The following is a 21,145-nucleotide window of genomic DNA, read 5'->3' as shown; positions in this document are numbered from 1 at the left end:
AATCATTATCATTAAATTGTTTGGCTTTCTGATCATCTTCACATTGGATAAGTGATTAATAACATGATGAAAAGTAAGTTTAAGTACCCGCTACTGGCTTCACTGGTTGCGGGCAGCCTGGGTGTATCTGTCGCACTGGCTGACGAAACTCCCATCGACACAACGCCCAAAAAGACTCCGTCCAGCGATAGCGACCAAAGCCACCCACTGGCGATTTCTGACGCGAAAAGCAGCGGTGAAAATACCCTGGTGGTGACAGCCAGAGAGCAGACGCTCCAGGCACCCGGCGTGTCAGTTATTGACAGTGAAGCGATAAAAAAGCATCCCATCCAGCGCGACGTTGCCGAAATCATCCGCACCATGCCAGGCGTAAATCTGACCGGCAATTCCACCAGTGGTCAGCGCGGCAATAACCGTCAAATCGATATTCGCGGTATGGGGCCGGAAAACACCCTGATTCTGGTTGATGGTATGCCCGTTAGTAGCCGCAACTCCGTGCGCTATGGCTGGCGTGGCGAAAGGGACACCCGTGGCGACAGTAACTGGGTGCCGCCAGAAATGATTGATCGTATTGAGGTTATCCGTGGCCCGGCAGCTGCGCTATATGGAAATGGCGCGATGGGCGGTGTGGTCAATATCATCACCAAACCGGCAAGCAAAGAGTGGCACGGCAGCTTTAACTCCTATTACAACGTGCCGGAACATAAATCGGAAGGTGCCACCCGCCGTTACGACGGCAGTCTGAGCGGTGCCCTGACTGATAATCTGACAATGCGTATCTACGGTAACTGGAGTAAAACTCAGGCCGATGCTCAGGATATCAACAGCGGCCACGAAGCGGAACGCACCGGTAAATACGCGGGCATGGTGCCGGCGGGTCGGGAAGGTGTTATCAATAAAAACATCAATAGCGTATTACGCTGGGAATTTATGCCCATGCAGGCGCTGGAACTGAACGCCGGATTCAGCCGTCAGGGCAATTTGTACGCGGGTGATACGCAAAATACCAACAGCAGCACCCTGGTGAAAGAAAACTACGGCAAAGAAACCAACATCATTTATCGTCAGACGTTGTCCCTGAAATATACCGGTGCCTGGGATAATGGCGTCACCACCAGCAACTACATCCAGTTTGAAAAAACCCGCAACACCCGCCTGAATGAGGGGTTATCCGGCGGGCTGGAAGGGCTTTTCAGTACCACTGATGAAGGCTTCTCCACCATCAATCTGAATGACACCAATCTGCATTCTGAGGTGAATATCCCGTTCGATTGGTGGGTCAGCCAGACCGTCACCTTCGGCGCGGAAATGAATCATCAGACCATGAAAGATCCCACGTCAAATACTGTGACCACTTCATCCACGGTGGATGGGGCATCCAGCACCGGGCGCAGCCCGTACAGTTCCGCGGATATCTACGGGGTCTATACCGAAGATAATATGGACCTGACCGACTCAACGCGCCTGACGCCAGGGCTGCGCTTCAACTATCAGACCATCACCGGCAGCAATATCAGTCCGTCGCTGAATCTGTCGCAGGAACTGGGGGATGATTTCACCCTGAAAATGGGGATCGCCCGTGCGTGGAAAGCCCCTAATCTGTATCAGACCAACCCCAACTATCTGTTATACAGCAGCGGCAATGGGTGTTATGCCAGCTCAGTCAGCTGCTATTTGCAGGGCAACAAGGATCTGAAGGCAGAAACCAGCGTCAATAAAGAGATCGGCATTGAATATCATCACGATGATGTCCAGGCCGGTCTGACCTGGTATCGCAACGATTACCACAACAAAATTGAAGCTGGTAACACCTCGGAATACTTCAACGGCACGTCAAATGTATATCAATGGCAAAACGTCCCGAAAGCGGTGGTTCAGGGACTGGAAGGCACGCTGAATTTCCCACTCAGCGCGACGGTCACCATGAAGAACAACTTCACCTACAACATCGAAAATAAAAACAAATCCACCGGTGATTACCTGTCGATTATCCCGAAATACACCATTAACTCGACGCTGGACTGGCAAGCCACCAGCGATCTGGCGTTACAGGGCACCATGACATGGTATGGCAGGCAAAAACCGCAGAAGTATAACGCCCAGGGAGAAGCGACTTCAGGCAGTGAAAAATGGCAGGTCTCACCTTACGCGGTGTTCGGTATGAGTGCGGTCTATAGCATCAACAAGGATGTCGATGTCACAGCAGGTGTTGATAACCTGCTGGATAAACGTCACTTCCGTGCCGGTAACGCCCTCACCTCCGGCGCTAATGGCACCTATGCCTATGGTGCAGGGGCGCGCACTTATAACGAGTCAGGCCGTACCTGGTATATGCAGCTGGGTCTGCATTTCTGAAAACGTCAACTCAATTGGGAGAATGACCCGCATGCATCACCGCCGATATCCCAGGTTAGTACATCTGGCCGCATTTTTGCTGCTGTTGCTTAGCGCCGGGAGCAGTTATGCCCGGCCCGATATGACGCCGCTGGGACCCAATATTGCCGACAAAGGTTCCGCTTTTTACCATTTTTCGCTTAGCACTTTTGCTTCCGCCGACGGCCAGCGGCACTACAAAGTGTGGACCGGGATCCCCAATAAAACCCCGCCAAAAGCGGGCTATCCCGTACTGTATATGCTGGACGGCAATGCGGTGATGGACCGGTTATCCGACAGCCTGCTAGAGAAGGTATCAGCGGGATCCCCACCGGTGCTGGTGGTTATCGGTTACCAGACCAACTTGCCGTTTGACCTGGACGCCAGGGCTTATGATTACACACCGGCAGTGACCAGTGACAACGGTGAACCGCGACGGGATGGCCATGGCAGAAGTGGTGGCGGCAGCCTTGCCTTCCGTCATTTGCTGGAAGAAACCATCGCACTTCAGGCCGAACAGCAACTCCCTGTCGACCCGCTGAAACGCGGCATCTGGGGACATTCGTATGGCGGGTTATTTGTGCTGGATACGTATCTCTCCTCGCCGTTCTTTACATTCTATTATTCAGCCAGCCCCTCGCTGGGACGTGATAATTTCCACCTGCTCAACGAGATGAGATCAACCAGCAAAGATCGCTTCAGCCATAAACAGTTGGTGCTGATGGAAGGTAACGGTGACAGCAGACAGGACCCAAACACCGGCCCATCGGAAGTGTTGCGTGCCGTGCGGGATACCGTCTCCAGCCTGCGCGCCAGCGGTGTTGCGGCAACATGGGCGCTGTTTCCTGGGCTGACGCATGGCGCGATGTTCACGCCCTCGTTTCAGTCAGCGCTATTACGCCTGTCTGAGGCCCAATAAAATGGGTATCGGGACATCGTCCCGATACCGTTACGATTAAGAAACCGCCTTATTAATCCCTAACCGCTTCATCCGTGATAATAGCGTGGTGCGCTTAATTCCCAGCCGTTGAGCCGCACCACGCGGGCCAGCTACCACCCCGTTGGTTTCTTTCAGCACCCGCATAATCAACTGATATTCATCTTCTCCGGCCTGGCTTTCTGCGGCTGGCATGGCAGGCTCGCTACTTTCCTCCCGTGGACGATAGTCAATTTCCGGCAGCGAGAGATGCAGTACATTGCCTCGCGTCAGCAGCACCGCCCGCTCAATCACATTTTCCAGCTCGCGCACATTACCCGGCCACTCCATACGGCGCAGGGTGCGGAGGGTTTCCGCCGGAATGCTGTCGATATTACGATTCATACGACGGGCGATTTTAAAGGTCAGGGATTTCACCAGCAGCGGAATATCCTCCGGACGTTCACGTAACGGTGGCAACCGGATGGGAAAAACGTTGAGTCGATAATAAAGGTCGTTGCGGAATTCACGCTCGGACACCATCTGCTTCAAATCGCGGTTAGTCGCGGCGATCAGGCGCACATCGACTGTCAGTAATTTGTTGCTACCGAGACGCTCAAACTCCTTTTCCTGCAACACACGCAGCAGTTTGGGCTGTAATTCCAGCGGCATATCGCCCACTTCATCGAGAAACAATGAGCTTTTATCCGCCAGTTCAAAGCGGCCAATGCGCTGGGTATTGGCGCCGGTAAAAGCACCGCGCTCGTGGCCGAACAGGTCGCTTTCCAGCAAGCCAGCGGGCATGGCGGCGCAGTTCATTTTCACCATGCGGTGCCGATTGCGTTCACTCTGGTTATGGATAGCGCGCGCAATCAGTTCTTTACCGGTGCCGGTTTCGCCGAGGATCAGCACCGTACTGTCGCTGCGGGCCACCATTTCCACCTGCTTCAGCACATTGGTCATCACTTCGCTGCGACCAATAATTTCTCCGGATTCACCCGCGACATTGTCGATCTGCTCAGTGATATACAGATCACGGCCCACCAGATTTTCTTTCAGCCGTTTGATTTCCTGCCAGGCCAGCGCATTATCCAGCGCGATGGCAATACGCTCAGCGATCTGCTGCAGCAACGCCAGATTGGCCGCAGTAAAGCCACCTTCCTGCCGTTGCGCCAGCTTCATCACACCCAGCATGTTATCGCCAAATTTCAGCGGCAGCAGGCAGAGCGTCCGAATCTGGTTGTGCCAGAGATCCTGCAGCAGTCGCTCAAAGGAAGCGGCCTGTTCATCGGTATAAAGGTTAAGCAGCAGCATCTCACCGCTGTTAAACACCTTCTCCGACAGCGTCCCGGCTTCTGCCACTTCGCTTTGATCGTGAATGGGCGACGCTTCATCAACAAAATGGGTTGAGTGGATCGTCAGCCACGCTTTACGGCTGCTGCGCACCACGATACCCACCGAATCGATGCCGAAGTGGCTGTGGATCTCGCGGGCGATTTCGCTAATCACCTCATCCAGATCGAGCCTCGACAGCACCGCATTGGTGACTGCCACCAGCGTGCGAAAGGCGTCCCGTTCACGACTCAACTGCAGCCGGTCATGATGGGTATCCTGCAGGCTCTGAATTTGCTGCACAACCAATCCGACCACCTGGGCCAGAGTATGCAGACGAGCCAGTTCTTTCTCGCTCCAGCCACTGTCGTTATCGCGAATAAATTCACAGCCGCCAAAAATATGCCCGTCAGACGCCAGCGGCAGCAGACAGTAACGGCCAAAAGCGTTGTAACAATCAAGCCCGGCCACCTGCGGCCAGGTATCACTAAACTCCTGCCAGGTACACATCAGCGCTTCTGGTCGGGAAAGCAGACGCCGGACCGGGCCATTGCTCAGTTCCCTGGCATCTTCATCATGCTGCGGTTTGCCGGCGCTATCCATGCCATAAAAGCTCACCTGTTGATGCCGTGCATCAAACAGCAACATATTCACGCGATCGGCTAACGCCGCCTGTTTAACCAGCTTAGTGAGGCGACTGATTAATGCGCCAGGATCGGGCTGTTGTAACAGCGTGTGAGTGATCTCAAACAGCCCCTGCTGTCCAAGATCGCTCATCGGGGTGTATGTCATTATCGTCGTCCATTGAAAACCACCAGCAAAAACACGGGGCGCGTATATCGTCCACTATTCATCAAAGTCAAAGTTTATTCAGTCTTCATTGGACAATTAATGGTTTAGGTCAACAAATGCGTGGCAAGGGTTCGGAATGCGGCAGATCCAGGACGCGTCTGATACCGTAAAGGCCGGTCATTCTGACGCCACGTTGTTCTACAGCCTCACCGATGAGGGTGGCCTGACGGCCTAATGGATGGTTTTGTAACGCTGTGATGACCGCCGGAGCCGCCTCACGCGTGGCGACAATCACCAGTTTGCCTTCGTTGGCAAAATTCAGGGCGTCCAGCCCCAGCAACTCACAAACGCCGCGGACTGCCGGGGCGATCGGCAGCTGACTTTCAACGATTTCCATACCGCAGCCGCTGGCAGCAGCAAACTCATGCAGCACCGCATTTACGCCGCCGCGTGTGGCATCACGCAACGCTTTCACGCCTTGCATCGCCACCAGCGGGGCAATCAGTGGCGTCAGGGCTGCGCAATCACTGTGTAAATCTCCATCCAGTCCCAGCTGTTCACGTAAATTCAGGATGGTCGCACCGTGGTCACCCAAAGTCCCGCTGACAATCAGGACATCACCCGCTGCAATCTGCGTGGCCCCCCAGTTCAGCCCGGCAGGAATGGCACCGAGTCCCGCGGTGTTAATAAACAATTTATCCGCCGCACCACGCGGCACCACTTTGGTGTCACCGGTGACGATGCTGACACCCGCGTCTTGCGCTGCCTGCGCCATGCTGGCGACCGTGCGTTCCAGCGTCGCCAGCGGCAGTCCTTCCTCAAGGATAAAACCACAGGAAAGCCAGCGCGGTTGCGCGCCGCTGACGGCAATGTCATTGACCGTACCGCACACGGCGAGTTTGCCAATGTCACCACCGGGGAAAAACAGCGGGTCGATAACGTAGCTGTCAGTGGAAAACGCCAGACGATCGCCACGGGCAGTCAGCTCACTCAGGGCCAGCCTGGCCTGGTCTTCCTGCTCCGTCAGCCACGGATTATCAAAGGCGCGCAGAAACAGGCTGGCGATAAGTTGCTGCATCGCCCGGCCACCACTGCCGTGGGCTAATTCAATGGATTTCATGCATTAATTTCCTGACTTCTGTACTGATACCACGCCGCGCAGGCTCCCTCGGAAGAGACCATTAACGCGCCGAAGGCGTTTTGTGGATTGCAGCCGCTGCCAAACATCGGGCACTGCTGGGGTTTACAGCGTCCGGTCAGCACATCACCGCAACGTGCACGCGGATCGTCATACACCTGCTGTGGTCGTGGCTGGAACAAGGCCTCCGCATCAAACTGACGATAAGGTTCTGTCAGGCGCACGCCGGATTCCGCAATCACCCCCAGCCCGCGCCATTCGGAGTCACCCTGCAGGCAAAAAACCTCGCTCATCGCGCGCTGCGCCAGCAGATTTCCGCTATCCGGCACCACGCGTTTGTACTGATTCTCGACCTGGCTGTGACCGGTAATTTTTTGTTCCACCAGCATCAACACGCCCTGCAATAAATCCAGCGGCTCGAAACCGGCCACCACCAACGGGCGACTGAATTGATCAGCAATAAAATCATACGCTGCCGTACCAATCACCATGCTGACATGACCTGGCGCCAGAAAGGCGTCGATGCCGTTGTCCGGTTGAGAGAGCAGGCTGCGCAACGTCGGGATCAGGGTGATATGCTGACAAAAGAAGGAGAAATTGGTGATCCCCTGCGCTTTCGCCTGCTGCAAGGTGATGGCGGTGGCAGGCATGGTGGTTTCAAAACCCAGACCGAAAAACACCACCTTGCGCTGCGGGTGTTGCTGCGCCAGCTGCAAAGCATCCATCGGCGAATACACCACCCGCACATCCGCGCCGCGCGCTTTGGCCTGGAGCAGTGAGCCGTTCTTACCCGGCACGCGCATCGCATCGCCAAAGGTGCAGAAAATGACCTCCGGGTGGCTGGCAATTTCAATACAGCTATCGATGCGCCCCATCGGCAACACGCACACCGGGCAACCCGGTCCGTGGATAAACTCGATATTTTTCGGCAGCAGCTGGTCAAGGCCAAAGCGGAAGATAGCGTGGGTATGGCCGCCACAGACCTCCATAATGCGCAGCGGTCGCTGCTCGCTATAAGCCAGCAGCGGTGCGCGGGCCTGTAACTTGTCGATCAATTGCATCACCCTGGCGGGATCGCGGTATTCATCCACATAACGCATCAGCCGCGCTCCTCGCCATAAAGCAATGCACCCACGTCCGGTTCCACCTCAAACATGTTTTGCAGCGCATCCAGGGTGTCGCGGGCTTCTGCTTCATCAATCACGCTCATGGCAAAACCGACATGCACCAATACCCACTGGCCAACGCTAGCCTCTCCCACCAGTGCCAGATTGACATCGCGCTGTACGCCACAAACATCCACTCTGGCGCTACCATCGGCCTCGCGCGCGACAATTTGTCCGGGGATCCCTATGCACATCGTTCCGCCTCCAGCCAGTCAATCCACTCATCCATTCCGGCACCGCTGGTCGCGGAAAGGCAGATGATTTTAATGTCCGGATTGACTTCACGGGCATAAGCCAGGCACTTCGCCACATCGAACTGTAAATAAGGCAGCAGATCGATTTTGTTCAGCAGCATCAACGATGCGGCAGCGAACATATATTTGTATTTCAGCGGCTTGTCTTCACCTTCGGTGACCGAAAGCACCGCCACTTTATGACGTTCTCCCAGATCAAATCCCGCCGGACACACCAGGTTGCCGACATTCTCAATAAACAACACGCCATCTGCGGCCAGCGGCAGGCGCAGCATTGCATCACGGATCATCTGGGCATCAAGATGGCAACCTTTCCCGGTGTTGACCTGAATCGCAGGCGTACCGGTGGCGCGGATACGCGCGGCGTCATTCACCGTCTGCTGATCCCCTTCAATCACGGCACAGGAAACACGGCCCTGCAACCGCAGCAAGGTTTCAGTCAGCAGCGTGGTTTTACCGGAACCGGGGCTGGAAACCAGATTCAGCGCCAGCTGACGCTGTGCCGCGAACTGCGCGCGGTTATAAGTCGCCAGCTGTTGGTTTTTGTCCAGCACATCGAGTTCTATTTCCAGCATCCTGCGCTGGGTGATACCCGGCGCGTGGGTGCCTGCTACGCCGTGGCCATAATGCAGGTCACCCTGCTTACCCACCGAGGGGGCGAATTTCACGCCAGTGATGGGCTGCGCCGGGCGAGAAACAGACGCGAAAGGCGCACTGCGAAAGGCCGAATGTGGGTTGTGCTCATCCCCTTCGATATACCGGTTGCCTTCGCCGCAACCGCAGGTACTACACATGATTTATCTCCTGATCAATTTCCAGCCGCTTAATCTGCACACCATCGTCTGCCACGATGCGCAGCTCACTGCCACCGCACTGCGGACATCGTCTGACCCGTTGAGTCAGTAAGGTGACGTATACCTGACAGGCATGGCACCAGCACTCCGCTTCCTGCTGATGAAGATGCAGCTCGCAGCCTTCTGCCAGCGTGCCGCGGCACGCCAGTTCAAAACAGAACGTCATCGCGCTGGTTTCAACGCAGGAAAACGCACCGACCTCAAGCCAGACGCCCGTGACGCGACGGGCGGCATGTTGTCGCGCATGGGTTTCAATCAGTTCGACTGCACGCTGGCAAAGCGTTATTTCGTGCATGTTTCAACTCCGGGGTTAACTAAAGCGGGTAATGCAAGGACGATGCCAGGCAGAGCGTCACAGGGATGGCAAAGATGACGAAATGACACGTCACTTTCGGCGAACACGGGCAGGGAAAATATTATTTTCCATTTAATACAATAAGTTAAAAACATGGCACGAAACATGCCTTAAGGGGATATCAGCACAATAAAGAGTGAAACAAAGATGGACATTAGGGAACTGAGTGAAAAAGCAGAATACATCGCCGACAAGCATCAACGCCTGCAGGCCCAGTGGAAGCTGTACGGCAATACCCTGACTCAGGGGATTACGCTGGCAAAAGCCAGGCTATATCACACCGTGGCTTCCAGCCCGAACGATGAACTGCGCTTCTTCCTGTTTGATCACTTCGTGATCCATATCCGGCCTGGCGAAGGCTTTAACAGCCACAGCATTGAGTATCATCTCGAACTGCCAGAGGGTGGCGATAACATCATGATTGCTAAAGCAAACATTAACGAAGAAGGCAGCGTGGACCACCGTTTCAGCAATCGCGACCGCGAACAGGTACTCGCCCATTACCTTGACCTGATCCGCCCGGTTTACGACAGCCTTTATCTCGCGGTGCATGAAAACACGCCGGTGTCGCTGGAGCAGCTGCAACGCGCCGTTGTGTGAGTCACGCTGGGTGTCGAAAACTGTCGAAGCGGCAGGATATCGGCATGGATTCGTCAAAAATGACGACTGTCACCTGAGGAACCTGTTGGTGAACCGTTTTGTAATCGCTGATTCAAAATTATGTATTGGTTGCCATACCTGCGAAGCGGCCTGTGCCGAGGCACACCGCTTGCAAGGTTTGCAATCCCAGCCACGCCTGCGAGTCATGCGCAACCGGGATGAATCGGCCCCACAGCTGTGCCGTCACTGCGAAGACGCGCCCTGTGCTGGCGTCTGCCCGGTGAATGCCATCACCCGGCAGGATGGCGCAATACAGCTGAATGCCAACCTGTGCGTCAGCTGCAAACTGTGTGGCATTGCCTGCCCGTTTGGTGCCATTGAATTTTCCGGCAGCCGCCCGGTGCATATTCCCGCCAATGTCCATAGCACCAAAGCCCCTCCGGCCCCCCCGGACCCGGCCAGCGTCAGCACGTTGCTGGACTGGGTACCCGGTGTGCGTGCCGTGGCGGTGAAGTGCGATCTGTGCAGCTTCGATGAAAGCGGCCCGGCCTGTGTACGCACCTGTCCGACCAAGGCACTGCGCCTGGTCGATAACAGCGACATCGCTATCGCCAGTCAGCGCAAGCGCGAGTTAAGCCTTGGGGTGACGCTCGGCGACCTGAGTCTGTTCAGCCAGCCAGAGGCAAGAAAATGAATGCATTGGTTCTGATTCACTGGGCGCTGCCGGGTTTGCTGGCCAGCGCGCTACTGGCGGGGATCACCGCCACGGCCCGCCCGCTCAGCGGGTTTCTTGCCGGAGCGGGCGGCGCGCTATGTTGCGCGCTGCTGCTGGCGGCAGGTATACAGGGTTTGACCGGGTTCAGCGGCACCGCCACCCTCTGGCACTGGCAGCTGCAGCTCAACGCTTTCAATGCGGTGTGGCTGGTAACGGTGGCAGCCTGCGGCCTGTTTATCTCGCTGTTTAACATCGCCTGGCACCGTCATCACGCCATTAAGGCAAACGGGTTGCTGATCAATCTGATCCTTGCTGCCAGCGTGGCCGCACTGGTGGCCGATAACTTCGCGACCCTGGTGCTGATGGCAGAGATCGTCTCACTGGCAGGCTACTTTCTCACCGGCTGCCGCCAGTCCGGCCAGCTGTGGTTTGCCCTTGGACGCCTCGGCACCCTGTTACTGGTGCTGGCCTGCTACCTGCTGTGGCAGCAATACGGCACCCTCAGCTTTAGCGAACTACGCCTCGCGCTGCATGGTACGCCGCTTTCGCCGCTGGTGCTGATTGCCGGGCTGCTCGGCTTTGGTTTGCTGGCGGGCATTATCCCGCTGCACGGCTGGGTGCCGCTGGCACATGCCAATGCTCCGGCCCCGGCTGCGGCGCTGTTTTCTGCCGTGGTACTGAAGATCGGACTGTACGGCATCATGAGTTTTTCGCTACTCAGTGATGTTCTGCCGCTGTGGTGGGGGGTGCTGATCCTGGTGCTGGGCATGGTGACGGCGTTTATCGGTGGGCTATATGCGCTGATGGAACACAATATCCAGCGCCTGCTGGCTTACCACTCGCTGGAAAACATCGGCATTATCCTGCTCGGGCTGGGTTGTGGTCTGACGGGGATGGCGCTTAACGAACCGGTGCTGACGGCACTCGGCATGGCCGGTGGTCTGTACCATCTGTTCAACCATAGCCTGTTCAAAACCACGCTGCTGCTCGGCGCGGGTGCAGTATGGTTTCGCACCGGTCATCTCGATATTGAAAAACTCGGTGGGATCGGCAAGCGGATGCCGCTGATTTCACTGGCGATGCTGACCGGTCTGATGGCGATGGCAGCGTTGCCGCCGCTGAATGGCTTTGCCGGGGAATGGGTGATCTATCAGGCTTTCTTCCACCTTGGCAGCCTGCCACCGTTTATTGCTCGCCTGATTGGGCCGCTGCTGGCCGTTGGGCTGGCGATTACCGGTGCGCTGGCGGTGATGTGTATGGCGAAAGTCTATGGCGTGACCTTCCTCGGCGCACCCCGTACCTCACAGGCTGCAACCGCTGAGGCCGCGCCCTGGCTGATGAATTTCTGCGTCGCTGTGCTGGCACTGTGCTGCATTGTGGCCGGTGTCGCCGCGCCCTGGCTGCTGCCGTTGTTGCGGCAGGCTGTTCCGCTGCCGCTGCAAACCGCACAAACCTCGCTATCCCAGCCGATGATCGCCCTGCTATTGATCGCCACCCCACTGCTGCCATTCATCCTGATGATCATCCTGCGCGGTGACCGCTTACCGAACCGTTCGCGCGGCGCAGCCTGGGTGTGTGGTTACGATCATGAGCAGGCGATGGTGATTACCGCCACAGGTTTCGCCCAGCCGGTAAAAGCCGCCTTTGCACCGCTGCTGCGCCTGCGCCGCACCCTGAATCCGGGCAAATGGATATCGGGTTGGCGTGGAGAGTGGCTTGCCGGATGCTTCCGTCGCCTGGCGTTCATTGAACTGGCGATTTTGCTGGTCGCAGTCATTGCCTGAGGAGCTAACATGACAACGTTTTTATTTGCCCTGATCCAGGCTCTGGTGCTGTTTTTTATCGCGCCGCTGCTATCTGGTGTCACCCGCGTGGCCCGCGCCCGTCTGCATAATCGTCGGGGGCCCGGCGTGCTTCAGGAGTATCGCGATCTGCGCAAACTGCTGGGACGCCAGAGCGTAGCGCCTGCCGCTTCCGGCTGGGTATTCCGCCTGATGCCGCTGGTGATGGTTGGCGTGATGCTGACCATCGCCACGACTCTGCCGGTGGTCACTCTGGCCTCGCCACTGCCGCCATTAGGTGACATCGTCACGTTAATCTATCTGTTCGCCATTGCTCGCTTCTTCTTCGCTATTGCCGGATTAGATACCGGCAGTCCGTTTACTGGCATTGGTGCCAGCCGTGAAGCGATGCTCGGCGTACTGGTGGAACCGATTTTACTGCTCGGATTGTGGGTTGCCGCTCAGGTCGCTGGCAGCACACATATCAGCAATATCGCCCTCACCCTCCATACCTGGCCGGTCGCGCATAGCCTGACGCTGGTACTGGCCCTTGCGGCCTGTGCCTTCGCCACCTTTATCGAAATGGGCAAACTGCCGTTTGACCTGGCAGAAGCCGAGCAGGAATTGCAGGAAGGACCGCTCTCTGAATACAGCGGTGCCGGCTTTGCCATCATGAAATGGGGCATCTCACTGAAACAGCTGGTGGTGCTGCAAATGTTTGTCGGCGTGTTTCTGCCCTGGGGACAAATGATGATGTTCAGCTGGGGCGGGCTGGTACTCGCCGTACTGCTGGCCATCGTCAAGCTGCTGGCGGGAGTGCTGATTATCGCGCTGTTTGAAAACAGCATGGCACGCCTGCGGATGCTCGATACCTCGCGCATCACCTGGGCCGGTTTTGGTATTGCATTTTTAGCTTTCGTCTCCTTGCTGGCGGCGTGATTAAAGAGAATTTTATCCATGTCTGAAGAAAAAATTGGCCAACACTATCTCGCCGCACTGCATCAGCAATTTCCTCACGCGGTGCTCGAGGAAAGCTGGCAGACGCGTGATCAAATCACCGTCACCGTCAAACTCGGCATGCTGCCGGAAATCGTCGAGTGGTTGTATTACCAGCAGGGAGGCTGGCTCTCGGTGCTGTTCGGTAATGATGAACGCCCGCTGTGTGGCAGCTTCGCGCTCTACTATGTGCTTTCGATGGAACGTGGCACCAAATGCTGGATCACCGTGCGGGTGCTGGTGGATGCCCATAAGCCTGAGTTTCCGTCAGTGACACCACGCGTACCTGCCGCCGTCTGGGGCGAACGTGAAGTGCGCGATATGTATGGCTTGCAACCGATTGGTTTGCCGGATGAACGCCGTCTGGTGCTGCCAGATGACTGGCCGGACGATCTCTATCCGCTGCGTAAGGACAGCATGGATTATCGCCAGCGTCCAGCCCCGACCACCGACCGCGAAACCTATGAGTTCATCAATGAACTGGGCAGTAGCAAGAACAATGTGGTGCCGATTGGCCCGTTGCACGTCACCTCCGATGAACCCGGTCATTTCCGCCTGTTTGTCGATGGCGAGAACATTATTGATGCCGATTATCGTCTGTTCTATATCCATCGCGGCATGGAAAAGCTGGCGGAAACCCGCATGGGTTACAACGAGGTGACATTCCTTTCTGACCGCGTATGCGGCATCTGCGGCTTTGCCCACAGCACCGCATATACCACCTCGGTTGAGAACGCCATGGGGATTGTGGTGCCGGAACGCGCCCAGATGATCCGCGCCATTCTGCTGGAAGTGGAACGCCTGCACAGCCATCTGCTGAATCTCGGCCTTGCCTGCCACTTTGTCGGTTTTGACTCCGGGTTTATGCAGTTCTTCCGGGTGCGTGAAATGTCGATGAAGATGGCGGAAATCCTGACTGGCGCGCGCAAGACCTACGGCCTGAACCTGATCGGCGGGATTCGTCGCGACCTGCTGAAAGACGACATGATCCAGACCCGTAAGCTGGCACAGCAGATGCGCCGTGAGGTGCAGAATCTGTCCGATATTCTGCTGAGCACCCCCAATATTGAGTCACGTACCGTCGGCATTGGCCGCCTCGATCCGCAAATCGCCCGTGATTTTAGTAACGTTGGCCCCATGGTCCGCGCCAGCGGTCATGCCCGTGATACCCGGGTCGATCACCCCTTTGTCGGCTACGGCCTGCTGCCGATGCAGATCAACAGCCTCGACGGTTGTGATGTGCTGTCACGCCTGAAAGTGCGCATCAATGAAGTGTTTACCGCGCTGAATATGATTGATTTCGGTCTCGATAATTTGCCGGGCGGCCCCCTCGCGGTGGAGGGTTTTACCTATATACCCCATCGCTTTGCCCTCGGTTTTTCTGAAGCGCCGCGCGGCGATGATATCCACTGGAGTATGACCGGCGATAACCAGAAGCTATATCGCTGGCGCTGCCGGGCGGCAACCTACGCCAACTGGCCAACCCTGCGCTATATGCTGCGTGGCAATACGGTTTCTGACGCGCCATTGATTATCGGCAGCCTCGACCCTTGCTACTCCTGTACCGACCGCATGACGGTGGTGGATGTGCGCCGCAAGAAAACCAGGGTCGTGCCCTACAAAGAACTGGAGCGCTACAGCATTGAGCGCACCCATTCGCCGCTGAAATAGCCCGGAGCCACCATGTTTACCTTTATCAAAAAAGCCCTCAGCGGCGGGGTCGCCACCACCGCTTACCCGCTGCAACCCGTCAGCGTGGATAGCAATTTTCGTGGTAAGCCAGAGCATAATTCACAGCAATGCATCGGCTGCGCCGCCTGCGTGAACGCCTGCCCTTCCAATGCGTTAAGCGTGGAAACCGATCTGGCGAGCAGAGAGCTGGCGTGGAGCTTTAACCTCGGCCGCTGCATTTTCTGTGGTCGCTGTGAAGAGGTCTGCCCGACGGCCGCCATCCGGCTTTCCCAGCAGTACGAGTTGGCGGTGTGGAATAAAGCGGATTTGCTTCAACAGGCGCGCTTCCCGTTATGCCACTGCCGCGACTGTGGTCGTCCTTTCGCCGTGCAGAAAGAGATCGATTACGCCATCGCGCTGTTGCAGCACAACGGCGATACCCGAGCAGAAACCCGTCGCGCCGCCTTCGAAACCTGCCCGGAATGTAAACGCCAGCACAGCCTGGTCTCATCCGGACGCATTGAGGTCACCCGCCAGTTGAGAGGAATTACCGGATGAATAATTTACTCGGTCCGCGCGATCAACAGGGCCAACCACTACCGATGCCAGTGGAAGAGTCCATTGCGCGCATGAAGGCGTCGCTGCTGAAAAAAATCAAACGCTCCGCCTATGTTTACCGTGTGGACTGCGGCGGCTGCAACGGCTGCGAAATCGAGATCTTCGCTACCCTTACACCGATTTTTGATGCTGAACGTTTCGGTATCAAGGTGGTTCCCTCACCGCGCCATGCCGATATCTTGTTGTTTACCGGAGCGGTGACCCGTGCCATGCGTGCACCTGCGCTGCGCGCCTGGGAGTCCGCGCCCGACCCGAAAATCTGCATCTCCTATGGTGCCTGCGGCAACAGTGGCGGCATTTTTCACGATCTTTACTGCGTCTGGGGCGGCACCGACAAGATCGTGCCGGTAGATGTGTATATTCCCGGTTGCCCGCCTACCCCCGCCGCCACCTTGTACGGTTTTGCGATGGCTCTCGGCCTGCTGGAGCAGAAAATCCATGCACGTCCGGCCAGTGACGTGGACCTGCAACCCGCACAGCTGTTGCATCCGCAGCTGGTTCAGCCGCTGCGCGTGCGTATTGACCGGGCCGCCCGCCGCATGGCGGGCTATCGCTATGGACGCCAGATTGCTGACAACTACATCATCAAACTGACGGCGGGTACGGAAGCGGTTCAGCAGTGGCTGATGGAAGAAAACGATCCGCGTCTGACCGAGATCGTCGCCAGCCTGGAAAACCTGGTGCATCTGGAGCGCGTGTGATGAGCGAATCCGTGGTGTTTTGCCAGCTCAGCCGGAAATTTATTGATGAAAATGACCACACACCAACGGATGCGCAGCAGGTGGTTTATTACAGCCTGGCGATTGGCCATCACCTCGGGGTGATTGACTGCCTGAAAGAAAGCCTGGTGTGTCCGCTGGAGGCTTATCAGGCATGGATTGCCACATTACCGGCTGATAGTACGGCAAAACGCAAAATGGACGGCGTGCCGCGCTACGGTGAAATCGTTATCGACCACAGCCATGTCGTGATGCTGGCGCAGGCGTTTGATGCTGCCCGTCCCCGACAAACCCCGCCGCAGCAGCGCTGGAGCCAGGCGCTGCTCGACATGCTACAGGCCATTCAACAGGAACCGGCCATTTATCTGATGGTCAGGAGGCGCTATGACTAAGGTTTTACTTTGCGTTGGCAACAATATGATGGGCGACGACGGCGCAGGCCCGCTGCTGGCGGAAAAATGTCGCACCGCCCCACGTGGCGGCTGGACAGTGATCGACGGTGGCAGCGCACCGGAAAACGACGTGGTTGCCATCCGCGAATTACGCCCGGAGCTGCTGTTGATTGTCGATGCCACCGACATGCTGCTGCCAGCCGGCGAAATCCGGGTGATCGACCCGGACGATATCGCCGAAATGTTTATGATGACCACCCATAATATGCCGCTTAACTTTCTGATTGATCAGCTGAAGGACGATGTCGGCGAAGTGGTGTTTATCGGTATCCAGCCGGATATTGTTGGCTTCAGTTATCCCATGACGGAGGCGGTAAAAAACGCCGTGGCTGAGGTGTATCAGAGGCTGGAAGGTTGGGAAGGAAATGGCGGGTTTATGGCGCTGGAGGAGACTGATTTTTCTTATTAAATTTATTACTTTCAGAGATTAATCTGAATTCGGTTTTTAAGATAAGAAAATATTTGTTGCGTATAAATACAAGGCGGATTAACTTCATAACCCCCATCGAAGTTATCCGCACTTTTTTTGATTAATTGTTCACAGCAATCATATCGCTCATGAGGATTACATGACTTAGTTATAAAGGAATATAACATGTACAATAAAATGATAATTAATAAAATCCAGTCAGATGAAGCATTAGCACTTCGTTTCCATGATGCAATTAAAGGCGCAGCAGAAAATATTACCCTACAAATCAATCAACTAGAAAAAGGCTTAGCGCGCCTTACCTGGTACACTTCTTGTATTACCGAAAATTACCAGGATGTTTGTTCAAAATTAAAAGAAGAAGATCTAAGGTTTTTAGCTGGAGTGAAAGAGTTATTAAATCGGAATGACATTATATTGGACATGATTAAAATCTATGTTGATGAAAGGCTGAGGGGTTTGGGTGAAAGAGATATCAAAAAACTCATTCAAACTCTCTCCAAAGGAGGTTCTCGTTTCTCGACCAATCAAGCTACAACTCTTGCTCTATCACTTAGTATTTCGCGATCAATAGCGTGGAGTTTTAAAATTCACAATCCATTAATAGGAAAAACCAGTACAATTTCCATACTCGCTTTAAGTGCTTATGGTATCGTTCAGGAAGCGGCAGACGCAGCGAATAGATTAAAAAACTCTGCAAATTTCTACTACCAGCTATTATATAGGCAGCGTCTTGAGATGATGTACTTTCTTATAGAACCCGCATTCAAACGCATCAGTTATCCCTGGTTCGGTGATGTGGATGGAGCAATCTATGACCTGGGAAAACTACTGGAGAATTAATGAGGGCGTTTTTAAAAGCACGGTTTAAGGACTTAATATGGACAATCCTGGGTGTCTGGATTCCATTGACTTTAATAGTAATATTTGGCTCAACCCTGTATGACATCTGGCCAGAATATGCCTGGGGAGCCACGGCGACATTCACAGTGGTAATTTTCATTATTGATTTCATCATTATCAGGAAATACTGGAAATAAATAACTGTGCATTAATCAACCTGTTCAGCTGTCATCTCGCCACAGATGTCATCGTCAAAAGTGTCAATGTCACCGACACTTCTCCCCACCAACAAACTAACCATCTGATTTTTAAGCACTAAAAACCTGGCACGGTTTATGAATAGCTCCTTTGAATAACAAGTTCAATGCAGGAGTTTTTGATGAACCGTTTCATCATTGCCGATTCAAGCAAGTGTATTGGTTGCCGTACATGTGAGGTGGCCTGTGTCGTGTCCCATCAGGAAAACCAGGACTGTTCCGCGCTTACCCCGCAAACCTTCCTGCCGCGCATTCACGTCATCAAAGGCGTGAATATCTCAACCGCCACCATGTGCCGTCAGTGCGAAGACGCTCCCTGCGCCAACGCCTGCCCGAACGGTGCGATTAGCCGCGATCAGGGCTTTGTCCACGTAATGCAGGAACGCTGCATTGGCTGCAAAACCTGCGTGGTCGCCTGCCCCTACGGCGCGATGGAAGTGGTGGTCCGGCCGGTGATCCGTAACAGCGGCGCCGGACTGAACGTGATGGCGGAGAAAGCTGAGGCCAATAAATGTGACCTTTGCTACCACCGTGAATCCGGCCCGGCGTGTCTGCAAGCCTGTCCGACCAATGCCATCCTGTGCGTCGATCGTAACAGGCTCGAACAGATGAGCGCAGAAAAACGCCGTCGTGCGGCGTTAGATGCTGCCGCATCACTAACTTTCAACTTTTAACAGGCCTGTTGCTGATGAAAAAAATTACTACCGTCTGCCCCTACTGCGGTGCAGGCTGCAAACTGAAATTGGTTGTCGAAAACAATAAAATCCTGCGCGCCGAAGCGGCTGATGGCGTGACTAACCAGAATGAGCTGTGCCTGAAAGGCTATTACGGCTGGGATTTTCTTAACGACACCAAATTGCTCACCCCACGGCTGACCCAGCCGATGATCCGCTATGAAAAAGGCGGCAAACTTCAGCCAGTCAGCTGGGAAGAAGCGATCAGCTACACGGCAAAACGCCTCAAAGACATTAAACAGCAGTTCGGCCCGCGCGCCATTATGACCACTGGCTCGTCACGGGGCACCGGTAACGAAACCAATTTCGTGATGCAGAAGTTTGCCCGTGCCGTGATCAACACCAATAACGTCGACTGCTGCGCCCGCGTGTGCCACGGTCCTTCCGTCGCCGGATTACAGGTCACCCTGGGTAACGGGGCGATGAGTAACTCCATCGGCGATATCGAAAACTCAAAATGCCTGCTGATCGTCGGCTATAACTGCGCTGACTCGCATCCCATCGTGGCGCGTCGTGTGATTAAAGCCAAAGGCAACGGCGCCAAAATCATTGTCTGCGACCCACGCCGCATCGAAACCGCGCGTATTGCCGATCAACATCTGCAAATTAAAAACGGCTGCAATATGGCGCTGGTGAATGCCTTCGGCCATGTGTTGCTGGAAGAACAACTCTATGACAAAGAATACGTAGCCAAACACGCGGAAGGGCTGGAAGCCTATCGCGAAATGGTGAAAGGCTACGCACCAGAAGACGTCGAACATCTTACCGGCATCCCTGCCCAGCAGGTACGCCAGGCCATGCGGACCTTCGCCGCAGCGCCTTCCGCCACCATTATGTGGGGCATGGGGGTCACACAGTTCGGCCAGGCGGTGGATGTGGTGAAAGGCTTGTCCAGCCTGGCGCTACTCACCGGTAACCTTGGCCGGGAAAACGTCGGCGTGGGTCCGGTGCGCGGACAGAACAACGTGCAGGGTGCCTGCGATATGGGCGTGCTGCCCAACCAGTTCCCTGGTTATCAGGATGTGGTCGACCCGGCCATCCGGGCCAAATTCGCCAACGCCTGGGGCATTAATCCGGCGGTGATGGATGACAAAGTCGGCGTGCGCATCACTGAAGTGCCCCATCTGGCACTGGAAGGTAAGGTCAAAGCCTACTACATCATGGGGGAAGACCCGCTGCAGACCGAAGCGGATTTAGGCCTGGTGCGCCAGGGCTTTGAGGCGCTCGACTTTGTGGTGGTCCAGGACATCTTTATGACCAAAACCGCCGAAGTGGCAGACGTGCTGCTGCCTGCCACTTCATGGGGTGAGCACGGCGGGGTGTTTACCTGCGCTGACCGCGGCTTCCAGCGTTTTGAAAAAGCCATTGAACCGCAATACAACGTCAAACGTGACTGGGAAATCATCAGCCTGATCGCCACCGAGATGGGCTACCCGATGCACTACGACAGCAACGAACAGATCTGGAACGAATTGCGCGAGCTGTGTCCGCTGTTCTACGGTGTGACCTACGAAAAAATGGGCGATATGGGCCATGTGCAGTGGCCGTGTCCAACCCTGGATCATCCCGGCACACCGTATCTGTATAAAGACAGCAAGTTCGACACCCCCACCGGCAAAGGCCAACTGTTCGCTGCCGAATGGCGCGCACCGGCAGAAGTACCGGATGAGGAATATCCGCTGGTGCTCTGCACAGTACGCGAAGTCGGCCACTATTCCTGTCGTTCCATGACCGGCAACTGCGCCGCATTGCAGACGCTGGCCGATGAACCGGGCTTTATGCAGATCAATCCGGTAGATGCCGCAGCCCTGGGTATCACCGATCGTCAGCTGGTATGGGTCAGTTCACGACGCGGTAAGGTGATCAGCCGTGCCGACGTCAATGAACGCATCAATCAGGGCTCGGTATATATGACTTATCAGTGGTGGATTGGGGCCTGTAATGAACTGACTCAGGATAATCTCGACCCCATCTCCAAAACGCCTGAAACCAAGTATTGCGCGGTGAATGTCAGCGCCATTGAGGATCAGGCATGGGCCGAGATGTATGCTCAGACCACCTACAATGAGATGAAAGCGCGACTGCGTGAAGCGGCAGAAGCGTAATGCGTCTTCTGCCAACGAAAGATCCCTCAAATGAGGGATCTTTA

Annotated in this window: 20 protein-coding genes; 14 read left to right on the top strand and 6 right to left on the bottom strand. The window is 55.4% G+C overall.

All coding sequences use genetic code 11. The features are described 5' to 3' along the window. The first annotated feature begins 66 nt into the window (after positions 1–66). Both CUN67_RS27310 and CUN67_RS27305 read left to right on the top strand, forming a co-directional pair. Positions 67–2,355: a TonB-dependent siderophore receptor gene (locus CUN67_RS27310; protein WP_439332304.1), complete on the top strand. Its 2,289-nt coding sequence runs from the start codon at positions 67–69 to the stop codon at positions 2,353–2,355. 31 nt (positions 2,356–2,386) lie between these two features. Then, positions 2,387–3,292 (top strand): alpha/beta hydrolase, encoded by a 906-nt coding sequence (locus CUN67_RS27305; protein WP_208718588.1) that lies wholly within the window; start codon positions 2,387–2,389, stop codon positions 3,290–3,292. Positions 3,293–3,328: 36 nt separating this feature from the next. On the opposite strand, the gene flhA is transcribed toward CUN67_RS27305, so the two are convergent. From flhA to hypA, 6 genes are all read right to left on the bottom strand, one after another. Further along, a complete protein-coding gene (gene flhA / locus CUN67_RS27300; protein WP_208718587.1) occupies positions 3,329–5,413 on the bottom strand; it encodes a formate hydrogenlyase transcriptional activator FlhA in 2,085 nt (694 codons plus the stop codon). Positions 5,414–5,522: 109 nt separating this feature from the next. Further along, the gene (gene hypE / locus CUN67_RS27295; RefSeq protein WP_208718586.1) at positions 5,523–6,533 is read right to left on the bottom strand and encodes a hydrogenase expression/formation protein HypE; all 1,011 of its coding nucleotides are present in this window, start codon (positions 6,531–6,533) and stop codon (positions 5,523–5,525) included. After that, positions 6,530–7,651 carry a hydrogenase formation protein HypD gene (hypD, locus tag CUN67_RS27290; protein ID WP_208718585.1) on the bottom strand — a complete coding sequence of 374 codons (1,122 nt, stop codon included), beginning with the start codon at positions 7,649–7,651 and terminating at the stop codon, positions 6,530–6,532. Before hypD ends, hypE begins: the two co-directional genes overlap by 4 nt. Next, entirely contained in the window at positions 7,651–7,911 is a 261-nt protein-coding gene (locus CUN67_RS27285) for a HypC/HybG/HupF family hydrogenase formation chaperone (protein ID WP_208718584.1), read from the bottom strand. The genes hypD and CUN67_RS27285 overlap by 1 nt, the downstream gene beginning before the upstream one ends. Continuing rightward, positions 7,902–8,765 carry a hydrogenase nickel incorporation protein HypB gene (gene hypB, locus CUN67_RS27280; RefSeq protein WP_208718583.1) on the bottom strand — a complete coding sequence of 288 codons (864 nt, stop codon included), beginning with the start codon at positions 8,763–8,765 and terminating at the stop codon, positions 7,902–7,904. The genes CUN67_RS27285 and hypB overlap by 10 nt, the downstream gene beginning before the upstream one ends. After that, positions 8,758–9,120 carry a hydrogenase maturation nickel metallochaperone HypA gene (gene hypA, locus CUN67_RS27275; protein WP_208718582.1) on the bottom strand — a complete coding sequence of 121 codons (363 nt, stop codon included), beginning with the start codon at positions 9,118–9,120 and terminating at the stop codon, positions 8,758–8,760. Before hypA ends, hypB begins: the two co-directional genes overlap by 8 nt. A 207-nt stretch (positions 9,121–9,327) precedes the next feature. On the opposite strand from hypA, the gene hycA reads away from it, so the two are divergent. The 12 genes from hycA to fdhF all read left to right on the top strand — a co-directional run bounded on the left by hycA (position 9,328) and on the right by fdhF (position 21,101). Beyond that, positions 9,328–9,780, top strand: coding sequence for a formate hydrogenlyase regulator HycA (gene hycA / locus CUN67_RS27270; protein ID WP_208718581.1), 453 nt, complete (start codon positions 9,328–9,330; stop codon positions 9,778–9,780). An 88-nt stretch (positions 9,781–9,868) separates the two neighbouring features. Further along, positions 9,869–10,474 carry a 4Fe-4S dicluster domain-containing protein gene (locus tag CUN67_RS27265; RefSeq protein WP_208718580.1) on the top strand — a complete coding sequence of 202 codons (606 nt, stop codon included), beginning with the start codon at positions 9,869–9,871 and terminating at the stop codon, positions 10,472–10,474. Then, complete coding sequence (gene hycC, locus CUN67_RS27260; protein ID WP_208718579.1) at positions 10,471–12,279, top strand: formate hydrogenlyase subunit 3; 1,809 nt, start codon at positions 10,471–10,473, stop codon at positions 12,277–12,279. Before CUN67_RS27265 ends, hycC begins: the two co-directional genes overlap by 4 nt. A 9-nt stretch (positions 12,280–12,288) precedes the next feature. Beyond that, positions 12,289–13,215, top strand: coding sequence for a respiratory chain complex I subunit 1 family protein (locus CUN67_RS27255; protein WP_208718578.1), 927 nt, complete (start codon positions 12,289–12,291; stop codon positions 13,213–13,215). Positions 13,216–13,233: 18 nt separating this feature from the next. Next, a complete protein-coding gene (locus CUN67_RS27250) occupies positions 13,234–14,943 on the top strand; it encodes a hydrogenase large subunit (RefSeq protein ID WP_208718577.1) in 1,710 nt (569 codons plus the stop codon). Between the two features lie 12 nt (positions 14,944–14,955). Next, positions 14,956–15,501 carry a formate hydrogenlyase complex iron-sulfur subunit gene (locus CUN67_RS27245; protein WP_208718576.1) on the top strand — a complete coding sequence of 182 codons (546 nt, stop codon included), beginning with the start codon at positions 14,956–14,958 and terminating at the stop codon, positions 15,499–15,501. After that, positions 15,498–16,262 (top strand): NADH-quinone oxidoreductase subunit B family protein, encoded by a 765-nt coding sequence (locus CUN67_RS27240; RefSeq protein WP_208718575.1) that lies wholly within the window; start codon positions 15,498–15,500, stop codon positions 16,260–16,262. Before CUN67_RS27245 ends, CUN67_RS27240 begins: the two co-directional genes overlap by 4 nt. Continuing rightward, complete coding sequence (locus CUN67_RS27235; protein WP_208719549.1) at positions 16,262–16,672, top strand: formate hydrogenlyase maturation HycH family protein; 411 nt, start codon at positions 16,262–16,264, stop codon at positions 16,670–16,672. The genes CUN67_RS27240 and CUN67_RS27235 overlap by 1 nt, the downstream gene beginning before the upstream one ends. After that, the gene (gene hycI / locus CUN67_RS27230) at positions 16,665–17,141 is read left to right on the top strand and encodes a hydrogenase maturation peptidase HycI (protein ID WP_208718574.1); all 477 of its coding nucleotides are present in this window, start codon (positions 16,665–16,667) and stop codon (positions 17,139–17,141) included. The genes CUN67_RS27235 and hycI overlap by 8 nt, the downstream gene beginning before the upstream one ends. Before the next feature lie 186 nt (positions 17,142–17,327). After that, on the top strand, positions 17,328–18,005 hold the full coding sequence (locus CUN67_RS27225; protein ID WP_208718573.1) for a hypothetical protein: 678 nt from the start codon (positions 17,328–17,330) through the stop codon (positions 18,003–18,005). A gap of 379 nt (positions 18,006–18,384) precedes the next feature. Beyond that, the gene (hydN, locus tag CUN67_RS27220) at positions 18,385–18,936 is read left to right on the top strand and encodes an electron transport protein HydN (protein ID WP_208718572.1); all 552 of its coding nucleotides are present in this window, start codon (positions 18,385–18,387) and stop codon (positions 18,934–18,936) included. Between the two features lie 14 nt (positions 18,937–18,950). Next, entirely contained in the window at positions 18,951–21,101 is a 2,151-nt protein-coding gene (fdhF, locus tag CUN67_RS27215) for a formate dehydrogenase subunit alpha (RefSeq protein WP_208718571.1), read from the top strand. Positions 21,102–21,145: the final 44 nt, after the last annotated feature.

Source organism: Pantoea cypripedii (genome assembly GCF_011395035.1).
In the GTDB taxonomy this organism is placed as follows: domain Bacteria; phylum Pseudomonadota; class Gammaproteobacteria; order Enterobacterales; family Enterobacteriaceae; genus Pantoea; species Pantoea cypripedii_A.
Note: the sequence above shows the minus strand (reverse complement) of the source record. Positions and strands in the feature narration are given on the sequence as shown.

Excerpts from the sequence above, each read along its gene's own strand:
- CUN67_RS27310 (WP_439332304.1), top strand. The coding sequence starts at position 67 with ATGAAAAGTAAGTTTAAGTACCCGCTACTGGCTTCACTGGTTGCGGGC.
- CUN67_RS27305 (WP_208718588.1), top strand. The coding sequence starts at position 2,387 with ATGCATCACCGCCGATATCCCAGGTTAGTACATCTGGCCGCATTTTTG.
- flhA (WP_208718587.1), bottom strand. The coding sequence starts at position 5,413 with ATGACATACACCCCGATGAGCGATCTTGGACAGCAGGGGCTGTTTGAG.
- hypE (WP_208718586.1), bottom strand. The coding sequence starts at position 6,533 with ATGAAATCCATTGAATTAGCCCACGGCAGTGGTGGCCGGGCGATGCAG.
- hypD (WP_208718585.1), bottom strand. The coding sequence starts at position 7,651 with ATGCGTTATGTGGATGAATACCGCGATCCCGCCAGGGTGATGCAATTG.
- CUN67_RS27285 (WP_208718584.1), bottom strand. The coding sequence starts at position 7,911 with ATGTGCATAGGGATCCCCGGACAAATTGTCGCGCGCGAGGCCGATGGT.
- hypB (WP_208718583.1), bottom strand. The coding sequence starts at position 8,765 with ATGTGTAGTACCTGCGGTTGCGGCGAAGGCAACCGGTATATCGAAGGG.
- hypA (WP_208718582.1), bottom strand. The coding sequence starts at position 9,120 with ATGCACGAAATAACGCTTTGCCAGCGTGCAGTCGAACTGATTGAAACC.
- hycA (WP_208718581.1), top strand. The coding sequence starts at position 9,328 with ATGGACATTAGGGAACTGAGTGAAAAAGCAGAATACATCGCCGACAAG.
- hycC (WP_208718579.1), top strand. The coding sequence starts at position 10,471 with ATGAATGCATTGGTTCTGATTCACTGGGCGCTGCCGGGTTTGCTGGCC.
- CUN67_RS27255 (WP_208718578.1), top strand. The coding sequence starts at position 12,289 with ATGACAACGTTTTTATTTGCCCTGATCCAGGCTCTGGTGCTGTTTTTT.
- CUN67_RS27250 (WP_208718577.1), top strand. The coding sequence starts at position 13,234 with ATGTCTGAAGAAAAAATTGGCCAACACTATCTCGCCGCACTGCATCAG.
- CUN67_RS27245 (WP_208718576.1), top strand. The coding sequence starts at position 14,956 with ATGTTTACCTTTATCAAAAAAGCCCTCAGCGGCGGGGTCGCCACCACC.
- CUN67_RS27240 (WP_208718575.1), top strand. The coding sequence starts at position 15,498 with ATGAATAATTTACTCGGTCCGCGCGATCAACAGGGCCAACCACTACCG.
- CUN67_RS27235 (WP_208719549.1), top strand. The coding sequence starts at position 16,262 with ATGAGCGAATCCGTGGTGTTTTGCCAGCTCAGCCGGAAATTTATTGAT.
- hycI (WP_208718574.1), top strand. The coding sequence starts at position 16,665 with ATGACTAAGGTTTTACTTTGCGTTGGCAACAATATGATGGGCGACGAC.
- CUN67_RS27225 (WP_208718573.1), top strand. The coding sequence starts at position 17,328 with ATGTACAATAAAATGATAATTAATAAAATCCAGTCAGATGAAGCATTA.
- hydN (WP_208718572.1), top strand. The coding sequence starts at position 18,385 with ATGAACCGTTTCATCATTGCCGATTCAAGCAAGTGTATTGGTTGCCGT.
- fdhF (WP_208718571.1), top strand. The coding sequence starts at position 18,951 with ATGAAAAAAATTACTACCGTCTGCCCCTACTGCGGTGCAGGCTGCAAA.